The 17,346-nt window shown below is 44.3% G+C and carries 10 protein-coding genes; 6 read left to right on the top strand and 4 right to left on the bottom strand.

Features of this window, described 5'->3' with window-relative positions:
• Positions 1–146: 146 nt before the first annotated feature.
• On the bottom strand, positions 147–2,498 hold the full coding sequence (locus AC58PQ_RS06355; protein WP_497241113.1) for a helix-turn-helix domain-containing protein: 2,352 nt from the start codon (positions 2,496–2,498) through the stop codon (positions 147–149).
• Positions 2,499–3,078: 580 nt separating this feature from the next.
• The gene (locus tag AC58PQ_RS06350; RefSeq protein ID WP_497241112.1) at positions 3,079–5,277 is read right to left on the bottom strand and encodes an alpha-galactosidase; all 2,199 of its coding nucleotides are present in this window, start codon (positions 5,275–5,277) and stop codon (positions 3,079–3,081) included.
• Between the two features lie 375 nt (positions 5,278–5,652).
• On the opposite strand from AC58PQ_RS06350, the gene AC58PQ_RS06345 reads away from it, so the two are divergent.
• The 5 genes from AC58PQ_RS06345 (at position 5,653) to AC58PQ_RS06325 (ending at position 12,439) form a co-directional block, all read left to right on the top strand.
• Positions 5,653–7,443, top strand: coding sequence for a sensor histidine kinase (locus tag AC58PQ_RS06345; protein ID WP_497241302.1), 1,791 nt, complete (start codon positions 5,653–5,655; stop codon positions 7,441–7,443).
• Entirely contained in the window at positions 7,421–9,022 is a 1,602-nt protein-coding gene (locus tag AC58PQ_RS06340; RefSeq protein ID WP_497241111.1) for a response regulator, read from the top strand. Before AC58PQ_RS06345 ends, AC58PQ_RS06340 begins: the two co-directional genes overlap by 23 nt.
• A gap of 89 nt (positions 9,023–9,111) precedes the next feature.
• A complete protein-coding gene (locus AC58PQ_RS06335; RefSeq protein WP_497241110.1) occupies positions 9,112–10,485 on the top strand; it encodes an ABC transporter substrate-binding protein in 1,374 nt (457 codons plus the stop codon).
• A gap of 142 nt (positions 10,486–10,627) precedes the next feature.
• Positions 10,628–11,536: a carbohydrate ABC transporter permease gene (locus tag AC58PQ_RS06330; protein ID WP_497241109.1), complete on the top strand. Its 909-nt coding sequence runs from the start codon at positions 10,628–10,630 to the stop codon at positions 11,534–11,536.
• A 21-nt stretch (positions 11,537–11,557) separates the two neighbouring features.
• The gene (locus tag AC58PQ_RS06325) at positions 11,558–12,439 is read left to right on the top strand and encodes a carbohydrate ABC transporter permease (RefSeq protein ID WP_497241108.1); all 882 of its coding nucleotides are present in this window, start codon (positions 11,558–11,560) and stop codon (positions 12,437–12,439) included.
• 209 nt (positions 12,440–12,648) lie between these two features.
• Here AC58PQ_RS06325 and AC58PQ_RS06320 read toward each other — a convergent pair whose 3' ends face one another.
• Positions 12,649–13,839, bottom strand: a complete 1,191-nt coding sequence (locus AC58PQ_RS06320; RefSeq protein WP_497241107.1) for an oxalate decarboxylase family bicupin — start codon at positions 13,837–13,839, stop codon at positions 12,649–12,651.
• 119 nt (positions 13,840–13,958) lie between these two features.
• Entirely contained in the window at positions 13,959–16,211 is a 2,253-nt protein-coding gene (locus tag AC58PQ_RS06315; RefSeq protein ID WP_497241106.1) for an FAD-dependent oxidoreductase, read from the bottom strand.
• A 193-nt stretch (positions 16,212–16,404) separates the two neighbouring features.
• On the opposite strand from AC58PQ_RS06315, the gene AC58PQ_RS06310 reads away from it, so the two are divergent.
• A complete protein-coding gene (locus AC58PQ_RS06310; protein ID WP_497241105.1) occupies positions 16,405–17,241 on the top strand; it encodes a helix-turn-helix domain-containing protein in 837 nt (278 codons plus the stop codon).
• Positions 17,242–17,346: the final 105 nt, after the last annotated feature.

The following is a 17,346-nucleotide window of genomic DNA, read 5'->3' as shown; positions in this document are numbered from 1 at the left end:
ATAGATCGAATTTACGCGAAAAAACACTGTCCGATTTAAACAATCCGACAAATTAAACATGTAAAATTTAAATATTGATGCATTTCTAGCGCAACAGACAAAAAAAACACCGCTTATTCCCAATTGAGGACATAAGCGGTGAGCTTTTAAGATTTCATTATCGTTTGCTTCAAAACATATTCCTTCGGTGTAATCCCATATTTCTTTTTAAAGAGTTTATAAAAATAACTTTCATTTTCCATTCCGATCTTCTCAATGATCTGGACGATGGTGAAATTCGAATGCTCCAGCATCTCTCTTGCCTTCTCCAGTCGTACTCCGTTCAAATACTCTGCGAGAGAGACCGACATATTATCTTTAAATATTTTCCCCAGGTATACGGATGACATTTTTAGATTTTCTGCGATCAGCTGCAAGTTTAAACCAGGATCCGAATAACTTTCCTCAACGATTCCTTTGACCGTTTCTATAAGAATAGCATGCTTCTCTATATTTGAATGTCTGAGCGTTCCTACTCCAAGAGATAGCAATCGGATAAGCTCTCCATGAATCTCTTCCATCGTTTCGAATTCCATCATTTTAATATTATAAACATTGTAATCGATATTCTGGGGTTGAAGCTTGGACCTGTTCATTTCATTGAGCATATTCAAAATAAAAGTTGTAATATGCATGACAGACAGCATCATATTGTTGAAATTTTGCTCTTTGATTTCATCCAACATACTTAAAATGATCTTCTCGGCATTCATAACATTTCCAGAATTCATAGCTTCAACCAGCTTTTTATTCAACTGCGGAGAATAATGAACTTGCTCATTTTCGTTATTCTTTTTCACTTTGTCACTTGTAATAATGGACATTCTCCCTAACAAGGTTCGATAGTTGGCATTATACAAGGCAACGCGATAGCTCCCTTCCAGAGCAACAGCGGATTCTACCATTTCGCCAATGGACACAGTTACGGACAATTTAAAATAATTCATAATCATCCTCTGCGCTTCCGCGATACGCTCGGACAGAATGCGGACAGAATCGTCCACCTGATCTTGTCCCGTATTCACAATAAGCACAATCTGGTCTTTTTTCATATCCACCGCTTCATTATGAAATTCTGACGCAACCAAATCGCACATGATATTGTAGATGGCAAACCTGTACAACTCTTGATCTTTATTACTTTTCATAACAAAATGATTGTATTGATCGATTTTAATGACACATACGACCAATTTCCCAACGGAGTCGAACAAAGCAATATTACTCCCTGATACATTAGCCATATCGTCATTAGTCACAGAGTTACTGTCCACCAGAAGATTTGTAAGATAATAATTATTGAGGAGCCGATCTTTCTTGTGGTTTTCTTTCAAGTATAGATCTCTGTATTCATAGTATTTATTGTACATTTGATTTAAAAAGCCGATCTCATCATCTGCCGGATTTACATCGCTTTCTTCATCATCCATCGTATTAATCTGTTTTACAAGCTTGCCTATAGGGATATATATTTTCTTGGATATCAAGAAGGAAGCAACGAGTGCAATGAGAATGAATAGCAAGGTAATAAGCAGCATAATGAGTTTAATATTTTCTATATTTTGGAATACCTCTTTATATGGCTGAACCTTCACCAGTACCCAATCGACACGTTGCAAGTAAATAAATGACACATAGCTTTTTTCTCCCTTAAAGTCGACTGAAAAGGAATCGAACGGGGCTCCGGCGTCCGTGATTTTGTCCTTGATGAAGTCTCTAAAAATCAATTGCAGGGAAGCTTTCGTATCATCTTGTATCGGATTCCCAATACTTTCGCCATTGCCGTTCAGGATATAAATACTACTCTTTGATTTCGGATTCGATGTGTTGATCCTATTGATATTCTCCAGCATCCAATCCGCTTTAATATTCACATAAATGCTGTCTTCCGGCATATTTTCCTTTCCCAACCAATCATACATCGCATAGGTGAAAACATCATCCGTTGGCTTGGACGCAATCGGATAAAGACTCTCCATCTTTCTGTAAATTGGCTTAAGCACAGGCAGGACCGGGTAAGAGCGAAGCATTTCTTCAAGTTGAGGATCGCTGCTAAAAAGCCCTTTGTTTGTAGACAAATAGACTTTTGACTTTCCATTATGGATAAAGATTGAATGGATAAATCCGTTATTGCTCATATATGCTGATCTTAAGTTTTCCAGAGCGGCACTCGCACTGACAATATTATTGCTGATACTGTCTAATTTAAAAATGGATTTGGTGTCACTGCTCATATAGATGGAGTAACATAAGTTTTTCACCATTTGATCGAAATTATCTAGATTAGAGACAACTTCTGAAAGCAGCTGCTTATTTAGTTCATAGTTATTTTGGAGAACCGACTTCTTGACACTCATGTAAATAATCGTTGAAAAAATAATCAGCAGGCTCAAAAAGACCAAGCCAATCCATAGATAAATCTTATGAAAGTATTTGCTTGATCCAAAAAACCTCATCATGTCAATGTTACTCCTTCTGGTTGATATTGAACCTTAATCACATTGTGGTACAGGATTATCCAATCTATACATCAATAAAGAATCCGATGAGCTTAACAAGCATATCGGATAACCTCGGCAGGGCATATTATGAACCTGGTATCAAATCTCTCCCACTCCTTACAATCATCGTACTGTAACTCAAACAGATTGTCTATCCGCGCTATTGACTTCGTTGATTTCGTTAATCGCAAGACGAGATGTTAGCTATAGGCAGTCCCTTTTCAAAATACTATCATAATATAGAACTCCTACAAATAAACACTGTCATATTTAAATAATCCAACAAAATATACATATAAAATTTAATTTATGTTGCATTTTGCAGGAATTTTCAACTCTCCAATTGTTGAAGCGGACCAATTCGTTCCAGCAGCAGGATCATTGTTTGGATCCTTTACCATTCACAATTACGGAGCAGTTTTCCGAGTTGATTTATCATAGTGTAAAACAGATGAAAAAGAATCATTCCATCTCGTTAAGAATGTAAAAAAACCCGCTCTACCACGAAAGAAGTAGGCGAGGGATAGCTAGAAATGGGCTATTGAAGCTCACGATCAAGCAGCCAGATTTTGCTTTGGAAGTCGCGGTGCAGTCCTGCGACAGGTATTCCAGCGTATAACAAATGGTCACCAGGGAATACGCCTTCGACACCTTCGATACGATAGTCGAAGGCGGGGTTAAGACCTTTGAGACGCATAGTTGTAAGCGGTGCATATGGTTCTGCAAGCACACGAACGAATACAACCATCGCTTGCGTCTTGTCTTCGGAGACAATCATCCACGCGGTATCGTTACCCTCGAATGGGCTTAACAAACGGTAGAGATCGCCGAATTGAACCAGTGGACGAATCTGCTTATAAGTCTCAACTTGCGCTTTAACAAATTCTTTCTCTTCTTCAGTAAACTTGGTGAGGTCGAGCTCATAACCGAAATTACCTGACATCGCGACATGGCCACGTGTCTCGAGTGACGTCATACGGTGAACTTGATGATTAGGCACGGCAGACACATGTGATCCCATAGAGCTTACAGGGTACACAAGACTCGTACCATACTGAATTTTCAAACGGCACACGGCATCTGTATTATCGCTCGTCCACGTTTGCGGCATATAATGCAGTATACCTGGATCGAACCTGCCTCCGCCGCCTGAGCAGCTTTCAAACAAGATATGCGGGAATTCGGTCGTGATCTTACCCAGAAAGTCATACAGACCTAGCATATACCGATGAGCAGTCTCTCTTTGACGTTCTGGCGGAAGTGCAGCCGACCCAATTTCGCTCATGTTCCGATTCATATCCCACTTTACGTACGTGATCGGTGCGCTGCTCAGAATGTTGCGAAGCATTCCCAACACACACTCACGCACATCTTCTCGAGAGAAATCCAGAATCAGCTGATTGCGTCCCTCAGTACGTCTGCGATCAGGCACATGCAAACACCAATCCGGATGCTTCCTGTACAAATCGCTATCTGGTGACACCATCTCGGGTTCAAACCAGAGACCGAACGTCAGCCCCAACTTATTCACGCGTTGAACAAGATCTTCTAGGCCGCCAGGCAGCTTCGCTTCATTAACGACCCAATCCCCAAGAGATGACTTATCACCATTTCGTTTGCCGAACCATCCGTCGTCAAGAACGAACAGTTCAATCCCCAGCTCTTTGCCGGTTCGAGCAATGCTCTCAATTTTATCCGCATCAAAATCGAAATACGTCGCTTCCCAGTTGTTAACCAACACAGGGCGAACCTGATCACGGAACTCGCCGCTGCATAGGCGTGTCCGATACAAACGATGGTACGTTCTGGACATGTCGCCCAGCCCGCCGCTTGAATAAACCATCACGGCTTCCGGCGTTTGGAATTGCGCACCTGGTTCAAGCAGCCAGCTGAAATCAAACGGATTGATCCCGATGGAAACTCGGACCGTTGCGAAAGGATCCACTTCCGCATGAGCAGCAAAATTCCCACTGTATACGAGGTTGAACCCAAATACATCACCATAATCCTCGTTGGCATCCTTGGCTAGCAAGGCTACGAATGGATTATGCTGATGAGAGCTTGCACCGCGGCGGCTTTCAACCGTCAGCTTACCTGGTGCTAACGTTCTGCGCTCGATATGGCGTTCACGCGCCCAACTGCCAGAGAGCTGCAGCAAATCCCAGTTCGCATGCGAATAGTCTACACTCATACTTAACGCACGAAGAAGCTTCAGATCAGCTGTCCCTTCATTCACAAAGCGTACAGATCGCGTGATAGCAGCGTGATCGGCAAAAATCGTGTACGACAGAATCACTCGCAAACCTGCTACACGATCCACAAGTTCAATCTCTAGTGTTTCCGCTTCCTTGTCTGTCTCTACATAAGTCGACGGCAGGCCAGTAAGTGACGGCTTACCTTGTACCATACGGTGCTTGTCATAAACAAGCTCTGTGATCGTTGAGCCGTTCGGCAGTGCCACTTGATAGGCAGGCTCTCGATAATCGCTAGTCCCATAAGCTGGATACTCCTGTGGTAGCGTATCAAATGAAAACATTTCATTTCCTTTAACGGGATTCGGGCTAAAGGAGGAAGCACGCCACGTATATTGAATAATCGAATCCAGTTGACCCGATCGAATCGGACGCCCCCAATAGACATGGGCTGGGTACGCGTTGTTAATCAATTGAATCACATAGCTCATATGATTATTTTGTAGATGAAATAGGCCTTGTACTTCTTCAAATGTAATGGACATGTATAATCCCTCCTAATCGAATCATAGATTGAATTTACGCGAAAAAACACTGTCCAATTTAAACAATCCGACAAATTAAACATGTAAAAATTAAATATTGTTGCATTTCTCACGCAACAAACAGAAGCTCACCGCTTATATCCTCTATTGGGAATAAGCGGTGAGCTTTTAACTTGTAGAATGTATATTACAGCTCGGGCATTAAGCTCAGGAGGGAATACATACGCACATCATTTCCCTGCATATTCTTTGTTATATACGGCAAATTCTTTGAAATACGACGCTGCCCCCCACTCTCTCTAGCAGGATAAGAGTCATCGTTGTATGATAGAAGAGATTCCCAATCCTAGAAGATGAGGGCATGGTGTGACCTCCATGAAGTTACTGCGCAGTCCAATAAAAACATTACGCGGAAAGATTCTGATCTCCTTATTTTTCTTGATCATTTTACCCGTCGTTATCATCCTTTACCGCTTCTATAAGTCTTCTGAAAATATTGTCCAAATTCAGCTCAACCAATCTAATCAAACAACCGTGTCCCAGAAAGCAACAGCCATGAATGATATGGCCGTTCGCATGATCACCGCTTCAAGCCTGATCATTAATGATCCGGAAACAGAGAAATTTCTGAAAGAGCCTGCCGATTGGTCTAATAATTATAGTTCCTTCATCAAGCTCACAAGCCTGCAAAAAAAAATGTCCAACGTCAAGGATCTCCTGCTCGACAGCACAACACAGCTTGGCTTATATGACAATAGAGGCTATACACATACGACTTGGTCAGCCGTAACAGCGAGGAATGTCCAATCGTTTTATCAGGAAAGCTGGTACGCACCTACGCTCGAGCGAAATGGCTTCCCCTTCTGGACGGTTCCTTACTCGCTTCCCACATCGAACAATAAGCAAGATCTAATTGTCATGACAAGACAAATTAATGGCGAATACACAAGTAATTATGGTGTGTTTTTTATAAGCGTGCCGATCCAAGTATTCTTCTATCCGGACTCCTACATTCGCAAACAACAAGCAGCCGGCATAACCTCTGTCCTCGTCGATCAAGACCAAAAGCTCTTAATTGGAGATAGCGCTGCTGCAGATTTATTAGCTAACCATGCGCTCCAAAACATTCGCACCAACGTAAATGGCATTCAAGAAGTGAAGATCAATGAAAATGTCTATTTTATAAATGACGCCTATGTGCCACAGCTCGGCTGGCGGCTCGTTCAATTCATGAATCAGAAGGATTTCGCCACACAGCTCAGTCGGGAAAAAGACAAATCGATCACCTGGGTAGTTGCCTGGTTTCTCCTATTTGCCATAGCCTTCATTGTACTCATGCTTCGTGTAACGAGTCCCTTCAAACAACTCGCGAAGTCCATGACCAAGGTTGGTAAAGGGGAATTTAATACACTGGTCACCATTAAAGGTGAAGACGAAATCGCCATGCTCGGCAATTATTTTAATCGCATGGTGCTGCATCTGCAAGATCTCATCTCCGATTTATACGATGAGCAGCGGCGTAAGCAGAAAGCCCAATTCCAAGCGCTGCAAGCACAGATTAATCCGCATTTTCTACTCAATACACTCAATTCGATCAAATGGATGGCGCTGCTCTCTGGGGCTGATCATATTAGCGAAATGATTACGAAGCTTGGGAAACTGCTGAATTTCACCATGCGCAATGAACAGGAATTCGTCACATTGCGAGAGGAACTCGACTATTTACAAGTGTATCTCTCCCTGCAGGAAATTCGCTATCATGATCAAATCACGTTTACTTATCACATTCCTGAACAACTGCTTGACTGTGAAGTCTTGAAATTCACGCTGCAGCCTGCCGTCGAAAACAGCATTATTCATGGCAATCGGTTCCCGCTTCTAATTGATCTTCAAGCTGAAGAAAGGGATGGGAATCTGCATATTGTGATGCAGGATAACGGGGTAGGCATGAGTTTGGAGATGATTGGGCAGGTCGAATCTTCCCTGCATCAGCCGCACGCCAAGTTCAGCGGCATCGGTATACGCAATGTGAACGAACGAATCAAGCTTCACTTTGGGCTGCAATACGGCATGCAAATTTCGAGTGTGGAGGGCGAAGGCGTCCGACTACAGCTGGTGCTGCCTTTGAAAAGGAGGACTACAGATGCTGAAAATTCTGATCGTTGATGATGAAATACTTGTGCGCATCGGCTTAAAAACAATCATTCCGAGAGATAACGAGGAGTTCCAAGTCATAGGTGAAGCTGCGAATGGGTTGGAAGCGCTCAAAATATTAGAATCCCAGCCTTGTGACGTCGTACTCACTGATATTCGTATGCCGGAGATGGATGGTCTTGAATTACTGAAACTGATCCGGGAACGCTGGCCGAATATCAAATGTCTTATATTATCCAATCATCACGACTTTAACTATGTGCAGCAAGCACTCCGCCTAGGCGCAATTGAATACGTCACGAAATTAGAAATCAATCCCTCCGAGCTGATGGAGAAGCTGCGCGCAATTCGTGATCAAATTCATATGGAAAAGCAAGGCAAGAATGCGAGAACTCAGCTAGAGCAAAAGGTTAATCAATATAGCAACGAGGTGAAAGAAAAGCGGCTGCGCGAGCTCCTGTTAGCCCATGTTTCCCATGGGGAAATTGAACAGGTGTGGCGGGAATTTCAATTAGAGCCGTTTCCATGCCCCCTATCAGCCGCGGTTATCCAAATCGAAGCCTATGAGGAATTAACGCAGAATAACCGATTCCAAAGCGATCGTCTTTTGACCTATACCGTGAAAAATGTCCTCAATGAAATTCTGAAAAAGTACGGAAATGGTGAGTTAGTGGAGATTTCCGTTGGAAAGTTTTGTGTGCTTACAGGCCAACTAAACGCGAATATGTTGGTAGAAATGCAGAGTGCCGTACAAGCTTTCCTGAAAATTTCGCTCGCGATCGGCATTTCCCCCTCCTACGAGGACACTTTAGCCCTTCATCAAGCTTATGAAAAAGCAGATCATGCCGTAAGTTACCGGTTCTATTACGGAGGCGCGTGTATGGTTTCCTATGATCAATTAAATTTATCACTGCCTACGCTTTCCGAGCCATGGGAAGAAGAAGAATGGATTAAACGCATCGAGGAAGGTGACGAAGTCGGCTTGAAAGAGAAGATTCTCACTTGGACGGAGGAAATCTGCCGCCATAAGGATATCCCGCCTGCTATTTTGCGAGAGCAGTGGCTCCGACTGCTTCATATCTTTGCGCGTTGCTTGAAGGCCGAAGGCGGCGATATTTACTCCGTCACGCTACACGAACAGCAGTATCCGTACCATGTCATTCGAAATGCCGAAACCCTGCAGGATTTATCTAAGTGGTTCATCGGCTGGCTTCCCGTCTTCTTGGCATACAAGCGAGAACATGGGAAAGAGAAGCTTCGTCCTGAGATTCAAATGGTGATCCGTCAAATTATGGAGAAATATAATTTACCTCTCAAGGTGGCTGATTTAGCCAATACCGTTGGCTACACAGAAAATTATTTGAGCATTTTGTTCAAAAAAGAAACAGGTAAAACGATCACCGATTATATGACAAATGTTCGAATGAAACATGCGCGCGAGTTGCTCAAGAATCCTGATTTTAAAATATTTGAAATATCTGAGCTTATCGGATATGCAGACCCGAATCATTTCAGCCGCAGCTTTAAGCATATGGAAGGCATGTACCCGACAGAATTTCGCAAGCTCGTCTTCGGTCATCGAACATCGTAGAATAATGCTTACTTCGTAAAGAATACTCCGTTTCTTTTCGGGAAAATTTGCATTACGATTTAACTACCAAAAGAAAAGGGGATGAACAAATGAAAAAAGTATTAGGCATGGGAGCATCAATCGCTCTTGCTGTAAGCGTTCTCATAACCGGTTGTTCTAAAACACCAGAAGCTTCACCGTCTGCAGCTGCAACCGTCGCACCAGCTGCAACTGTAGCAGCGGCTACCCCTACACCTGAAGCACAGAAACCAATTACACTTAAATTCTGGGGTGGTGTACCACCTGAAAGTGGACCACAGGAAGCGGTCGACAACTGGAATAAAGCGAATCCTAACATTAAGGTTGAATATACGCGTTACGTGAATGACGATCCTGGTAACTTGAAACTGGAAACCGCTCTTCTTTCCAATACGGACGCTCCTGATCTCTATATGAATTATGGCGATGCCTATATGACGAAACGACAAGCTGCTGGCATGGCTGAACCCCTAGACGATCTGATCGCCAAAGCAGGCTTTGATGTTGAAGGCATTATTGGAGCAGCTAACATCAAGAAATTCGCAGACGGTAAATATTATTATCTCCCTGCGAACAAGAATTTGGGTGCTGTTCTTTTCAATATGAAAGCTCTCGACGAAGCTGGCGAGAAACTGCCAACCGCTTGGACGTGGGATGATTTCAGTGCAATGGCTACTAAGCTTAACAAAGGGGCTATGAAGGGTACTATGCTAGATCCTGCTCTTGGCTGGTTCGGTGATACCGTTCTACAAACATCCAAACCCCAAGACTGGGTAATCGCCGCTGACGGCACATCCAACTTCAACAGCCCAGCAATGAAGAAAGGCTTGGAGTTGCAGAAGAACTTGGAAGACAAGGGCATTATGATGAAATATTCCGAGGCTGTTGCCGGTAAAATTACTGTGCAGAATGAGCTTCTGACAGGGAAAGCGGCCATGATGGCTTCCCAAATTTACATCATCCGCTATATTAAGGACATTAAGAGCTTCCCGCATGATTTCAAAGTAGCCTTCGCTCCTTATCCGCAATTCACTGCTGGCAGCAATATTAATCCAGGCGGCGGTATGGGTGACTATATGTCCATTAATAAAAACAGTAAAAACAAAGAAGCAGCTATGAAATTCATCTCCTGGTATTTGCAAGAAGGGAATATGTCGATGGTTCCAGGCGGCCGGATCCCAACAAGCAAAAAGGCTGATCCTGCTAAAATCGCTTCCATCCTCATTGGCGATGCGAAAGATCTGATCGATGAAGCTTCCTTGAAGGCACTTTTAGCTGGTAATTACACATTCCCTACTTCCTACAACGTACCTGTACCGACAGAATTAAGAGCCATCTTTAAGGATGAAATGGAAAAATACCTGCTTGGTGCTCAACCGATTGACAAAGCAGTGGAAACAATGAAATCGCGTGCCGATACGACGATTAAAGGCGCTAAGAAATAAAGGCTTCAGAGTAACCTCCGGCAGATTCTTGTCGGAGGTTTTTTCAATCAAACTACAGAAAAGATCACGTTTACGCTATGTGCATCCGTTCCAGAACTTGGTAAAGTTAGTCTAACACAAGAATTCGAAAGGGTGTCCTACTATGAAGAAACGACATTTTTGGCATAACGCGAAATTCAGTGAAAACCTTGCAGGCTACCTTTTCATTTTGCCCAACTTCTCTGGGTACTTCATCTTTATATTGCTGCCCATCTTATTCAGTCTCTACCTCGTATTCGTGGACTGGGAATATCTCAAAGGGTTCGCTGGGATCGAATGGGTTGGCTTAGATAATTTCAAAGCGCTGGGCAGTGATCCGAAATTCGTCAAAGCACTGAAAAATAATATGATTTTCACCATGGTCAGTGTTCCCGCTTCCATTATCATAGGACTCCTGTTTGCAATTGTTCTTAATAAGTATGTATTCTTTAAACAAACTTTGCGAACACTTATTTTCCTCCCCTATGCTTCCTCACTTGTTGCTGTATCCGTTATATGGAGCATTATGTACCGTGCCTCCGATGGACCGATAAACCAAGCTCTCAAGGTGATCGGCATTGCACATCCACCTGGTTGGTTATCCAGCCCTAATTCTGCTCTATTCGCTATCATTATCATGCAGGTATGGGTGACAATTGGGTATTCAATGGTCATTTACCTTGCTGGTCTACAAGGGATCTCGAAGGATTTATATGAGGCATCGGAGATAGATGGGGCTTCAAAAATTCGCCAGTTTTTCCAAATCACCGTTCCTATGCTCACACCAACCACTTTTCTCGTTGCTATAACGCTCATTATCGGGTCCTTCCAAATTTTCGGACCGATTAATATTATGACGCAGGGCGGACCCATTGATTCAACGATGGTATTATCCTATCACATCTATTTACTTGCCTTTCGTTTCTACAAAATGGGCTATGCAGCTACCGTTTCGTGGGTGCTATTCGCCATCATCTTCGTTGTCACCATCATTCAATGGCAGAGCCAGAAACGTTGGCAGCAGCACTTCTAATTGTAAAGGAGCTTACACCCCATGGAAACTAGTGTACCTATTGAAACAACTCGAAATACTTCGATTGTCAGAGCAAGCATGGGTAGCATTTGGCTCAAGATTTTCATTTCACTCATTATGGCGGGTATCTCCATCGTCATGATTCTTCCTTTTCTTTGGATGATTTCTACTTCATTCAAGATTAATGGCGAGGTGTTCAAATATCCGATCGATTGGATTCCGAATACATGGCATTTTGAGAATTATAAGAAAGTATGGACCGGTACAGATCCTTTCTATTTATTCTATTGGAATTCAATCAAAATTACAGGGATCACTGTCGCCGGTAACCTGCTCACAAGTGCCATGGCTGGCTACGCCTTTGCCAAAATCCGTTTCAAAGGACGTAACTTCCTGTTTCTACTCTATTTATCAACGATGATGATTCCGGGCCAAGTATTACTTCTTCCCCGCTTCATCTTGTTCGATCAGCTGCAGCTAATCAATACACATGCCTCCATTATTTTACCAGGCTTATTCACCGTATTCGGTACTTTCTTAATGCGTCAGTTTTTCAGCAGTCTTCCAAACGAGCTATTGGAGGCAGGTCGAGTTGATGGGGCCGGTTACTGGCGAACGTTCTGGCAAATTAGTTTGCCGCTAGTCAAGCCCGCAATCGTTACGCTATTAATTCTCTCCTTCACATGGCATTGGAGTGAATATGAAACCCCGCTCATCATGCTTCGCGAGAAGCACTTGTTTACAATTCCATTAGGATTAACGAGCTACGTGGAGGAATTTGGAACCAATTATGTACTTTCGATGGCTGCTTCCGTTTCTGGTCTTGTGCCACTGCTTATCGTCGTCATTATATGTCAAAAATGGTTTGTTGAGGGATTTGCAAACTCAGGATTGAAAGGCTAACTTTACCAAAAAAAGGAGGCTTTTCAATTTCAGCAATCCACCTCGTCTCTGTGACGGACAGTACGTTCACCAGTGGTAAGATTGGCTTCCGAACTTATAAGCAAACGGCGAGCTTTGATGAGGTTGTGGTGAATTTAACTGTGATATTACGTTCAACGCGAAAAGGCTATCTCAAGTAGATAATCTACATGAGATAGCCTTCTTGTTTGTCATTTCGGGTAATAAGAGAATCCCGGATATTTGACGACTGGCCACTTTTCCTTACGCAGCGCATTCAATACCTCTGGACCCACATTCAAATTCGTACTAACCAGATCGCGAGGAGTAAGCGCCATCCATTGATTTAACGACACATCCTCGAACCGATCACTTTTAAACATTTCCAAAAACCATAACGATTGTGTACCCGTATTCTGAATATAGTGACCTGTAGCAAATGGCACATAGCCGACATCGCCAGCTCGATAATCAAATGTGCGTGCGTTACCATTACCCGTAAAAACCGTCATTCGTCCCTGTCCGGTTAGGTAGTATTGCCATTCATCGTTATTCGGATGCCAATGCAACTCTCTCATTCCACCGGGTTCAATTTCAACAAGCGCAGCTGCAATATTTTTGGATATCGGAAAATTAGTAGAGTCTACGATTCTGACGCTGCCGCCTGACGTTTTAATGGGTGTTTGTGAAAGCAGCTGATGCTTGAAGCTCTGTGGAATAGTTCCGTAAGGGGACTGTACCTTCTCGCTTTCTAGTGAACCCGGGACCTTGTCTTGATAAATATAAACCTGCTCTGTAGGAATATTGGTAAAGGCACTCACGGGTACTCCAAAATTAGCAGATAATACATCTTTGGGCGTTCGTGAAAACCAGTCGGAGATGGATATGGTATTCAGATCAGAAAAATTACCGTCATCAAAAACAAGTAAGAATTCGCAATGTTCTAACCCTTGAATGGAGTGCGGAAGTCCAGGCGGAAAGTACCAAAGATCCCCCGGACCTACATCGGCAATAAAATTCCTGCCATTTTGGTCTATTGCTGTAATTCGTGCTCGACCTAAAATCATATAGGACCATTCTGCTTGTTGATGCCAATGCAATTCTCGAACACCCCCAGGCGTCAAACTCATATTTACACCTGCTAGGGTTGTCGCAATGGGTAATTCTCTTGCGGTAATTTCTCGTGACCAGCCCCCGTAATTTAATTTCATCGAGGTGTCTGAAAATGAAAACTTCAAATTCGGCAGCAAGCCAGAATCCGTAATTGGAGGAACTATCATATCAGGGTTTTCCATATCCCTCATAATATCTCGAGGACCGGTATCCATCCCTCCGGCGCCATCACTTCGAATAGGCTGAGGCACATTTCCGTACACACCTTGATTCCGTCTTGGTATGTCCATCAGGCAGTCTCCTTTCATTTAGAAGAAACTCTTTAATAACTTTTTCTAAATGATATATGAGACTTCAGCTGTGTTCATTACTGTCGTACCTAAGTGAAATATACCTCTATTTTATACCTCTAACCATAAACCCGTACCTCAATCACTTCCGCACATGGGCAACCATTTGTCGATTCCACAACAAGTCGCAACCGATCCGTGGAAATGGCTGCTTCCAGTTGCAATCTATTCGTACGTTTCCGATTGTTCGCTACGCGCTGCAGGACTACCCACTCTCCTTCGGCATAAGCCTCCAAACGATAATCCTTCACCAACTCAGGTCTTACTTCATCACTCGTTCTAAACGCGTGTAGATTAATTAAATCCTCGTGCACATTATCATTAAAGGTTACTTGTATATATCGCAGAAGGTGTGATTCGTCCCAACGAAGCTCTAGCCACTCTTCTCGTCCATCAACGATTGACTCTGACATCCACTGATGGGGGCCGCCATACGGCCGCAGAAAGCCATTCGTCACCTTCTCAGCAGAGAAGGCACGCGTCTCTGAAGTGAGTCGGAAGCAGATTGGCTTGCGATCTACACCATTTTTCATGCTCCACTGAACAACCGGCTGATCAGGCTGATGATTCTCCAGTTTTGGATCCACAATCGGCTTCGTGCCACGTACAAAGGCGATCGCTCCTGTCTGCTGTTGATCGGAATGATACACCACGACATGTTCATTCGCCCTCACGATGACGAAAGCATTCTGCTCCTCGTCAGGCTGCCAGCTCAGCGAAAAGCCGATCCACTGCCGTTCGCCAACCTCTACAGTTGCCTCCGCCTGCATGATCAGCCCTTTCGGCACGTAGTTCTCCGCTCTGCCCGTATCCCACAGCTCCACATGAATGGTCGTCGCTTCACTCACATCGACAAGCAGCTCGAAGCCATTCAACTGCGGTGCAACAGGGAACAATACAGCTACATCGTCAATCAATCGCCTAGGCTCTACGGCGTGTGACACACTCAGCTGCGTTAACGTAGAGGACGCACTCACCTTGGCCACACGCCCAAGATCTCGCTCATCCTCATTCCGCACGCCTATCAACGAGGCATCCTGTCGGAGCAGCACCTGCTGCAGCTCCTTGCAATGCTTCTGATTCAGTTCACGCGGTGTCACTTGCTTCTGGACACATAGAGCCGCTCCCGTTCCGGCAGCCTCCCCTATGACGGCGCAGGTCGCCATGACCCTTGTCGTACCAAAGGCTACATGCGATGCGCTTATGTTCCGTCCAGCCATCAGCATGTTGGACACATTGACGGAATACAAACTCCGAAACGGAATATGATAAATGCCGTCCGCATGCAAATGCTTGGATCCGCTCTCCGTTGAATACATCCCCTGCGGCGGGTGTAAATCAATGGACCATCCACCGAAGGCGATGGTATCCTCGACCCTCGTTTGAGCCAGAATATCATTCTGATTGAGTATATAATCCCCGATGAAGCGGCGGTATTCTCTTTTTCCAGGTAAAGCCCCTACCCATTCAAGCGTCATATGCGCCGAGTCGAATTGACCTGAATTTTTGATATAATCCCAAATCCCATAAATAACCGACCATAATTCGTCCCGAATACGCTCGTTCTCATGAACCGTGTCTAGCTCGCCGCCCCACTCAATCCACCAATAATGGCAGCCTGAATCGCCGCTTCGGATCACGCGTTTGATCGGAATCGAGGTAGTTGTAATATCCTTGGCGAAGCTTGGCGGGTGATATTTGACGGGATGACCGACATCTTTGGTATAAAATAATATCGTACTTCCGAGTGTGATGTCATCCGCAATCTCAGGCGCCCATTCCTCCTGAAACTCTTCTCGAGCCTCACGGCCGATACGAAATTTAGCACCCGCCAGGAACCCGATAAGTCCATCACCGGTACAATCCAAGTAAACGTCACTTTCGAAACGAATGCGTCGTTCGGAGCCCATCATCCACCCCGTTACAGAGCGAATGACACGCGCGTCCTCGCCACCATCCGCTTCCACCTCATGCACATCCGTATTGAGAAAAAGTTGAATATTCGCCTCCGCACGCACCGCTTCCAGCACAATTACATCCCATAGATAGGGATTTCCATCTGGATTCTGGTACTGATTCTCTACAAACAACTCACCCATGATACCTGTTTCTCGTGCATACCGATTAATGCCATGCGAGGTTGCTCCGCAAACCCAGACACGAACCTCACTCGATGAATTTCCCCCGAGTACGGGTCTATTTTGAATCAAAGCCACCGTCTGACCTAGTCTCGCGGCAGCAATCGCTGCACACACTCCCGAAAGTCCGCCACCGATGACCGTGATATCCCTTTTTACCCATTCTTCTCTCATTGGATAACCTCCATGAAATCTGTGATTACCCTTATTTTAAAGGATTGATAACGCTTTAAACCATGCACGCTATTATCAAGAACTTATACAAAATTTCATTAAAGAACTTCCTTCTTTCATGCGTATCTACTATGATAAAAAGAGAGGATTTCAGTTCACTTTTTTGATTCGAGATGAGAGGAAGGCAAGGGCAATGCAACCACTAGATGCTGTACGAGTAAGACCCCATTTGCTCGGCCATATGTACTGGAAGGAGAAGACAGCCTTTCAACTCCAAGAGGATTCCAATGAATTTTGGGTGCTGTTTGCTGTGGAAACGGGGATCTTTACCTACCGGATCGCTGGTCACGAGGGGACAGCCGCTTTCGGAGATTTTGTGCTATGTCCACCGGGGGTTATTTTTCGAAGAGAAGTCGTTCAGACCTTATCGTTTCACGTCATGCTGCTGCAATGGGTCGATGAGGCAGGACGTCCGTTAACTATCGAAGACAACGCCGTTATCCCTGCAGGGAAAAGCTCAATTCAAGATCTCAATCGACTGTCTTCTAACTTTGCCTACTTGAAAAAATGGTTCCAACACGAGGGCACCGTCGCCTCATCCCTGCGTCAACATGTACTCACCGACATTTGGATGCAGGTTGTGGAGGAGGCCTATTCGGCTAGCCCAGCCGCGGCTTCTCCTTGGGTTCCTGGTATCACGAACGGCAAGGATGCCCTTATTCAGGAGGCCACGGGGCGTCTACATGAACAAGCGTCATACACTTGTATCATGAAAGATATTGCCATGGAACTGGGTTTGACGCAGGTGCAATTTACCCGTAGATTCAAGAAATCGACAGGCATGCTGCCGATCGATTACTTAACCTCTTTGCGTATTCAGAAAGTGCAGAAGCTGCTGCTAGGCTCCGATATGACCTTACAGCAAATTGCTGGACAGTGCGGCTTTGAGAATGAGTTTTATTTAAGCCGCGTGTTCAAGAAACGTATGAAAATGACGCCTTCCTCCTATCGCAAGCTGCACCGCTTATAAACTTTTTGCTCACATGCATCACTTTGAATCTAGGGCTAATGGCGTGATATTATGTCTCTTATTCATACTGCTCTCCTAAACGATTTGCGAAAGGTGGTACCCTGT

It is taken from the genome of Paenibacillus sp. J22P143 (assembly GCF_059692035.1).
Note: the sequence above shows the minus strand (reverse complement) of the source record. Positions and strands in the feature narration are given on the sequence as shown.

Coding starts and splice junctions, on each gene's coding strand:
- AC58PQ_RS06355 (WP_497241113.1), bottom strand. CDS start 2,498: ATGATGAGGTTTTTTGGATCAAGCAAATACTTTCATAAGATTTATCTA.
- AC58PQ_RS06350 (WP_497241112.1), bottom strand. CDS start 5,277: ATGTCCATTACATTTGAAGAAGTACAAGGCCTATTTCATCTACAAAAT.
- AC58PQ_RS06345 (WP_497241302.1), top strand. CDS start 5,653: ATGAAGTTACTGCGCAGTCCAATAAAAACATTACGCGGAAAGATTCTG.
- AC58PQ_RS06340 (WP_497241111.1), top strand. CDS start 7,421: ATGCTGAAAATTCTGATCGTTGATGATGAAATACTTGTGCGCATCGGC.
- AC58PQ_RS06335 (WP_497241110.1), top strand. CDS start 9,112: ATGAAAAAAGTATTAGGCATGGGAGCATCAATCGCTCTTGCTGTAAGC.
- AC58PQ_RS06330 (WP_497241109.1), top strand. CDS start 10,628: ATGAAGAAACGACATTTTTGGCATAACGCGAAATTCAGTGAAAACCTT.
- AC58PQ_RS06325 (WP_497241108.1), top strand. CDS start 11,558: ATGGAAACTAGTGTACCTATTGAAACAACTCGAAATACTTCGATTGTC.
- AC58PQ_RS06320 (WP_497241107.1), bottom strand. CDS start 13,839: ATGGACATACCAAGACGGAATCAAGGTGTGTACGGAAATGTGCCTCAG.
- AC58PQ_RS06315 (WP_497241106.1), bottom strand. CDS start 16,211: ATGAGAGAAGAATGGGTAAAAAGGGATATCACGGTCATCGGTGGCGGA.
- AC58PQ_RS06310 (WP_497241105.1), top strand. CDS start 16,405: ATGCAACCACTAGATGCTGTACGAGTAAGACCCCATTTGCTCGGCCAT.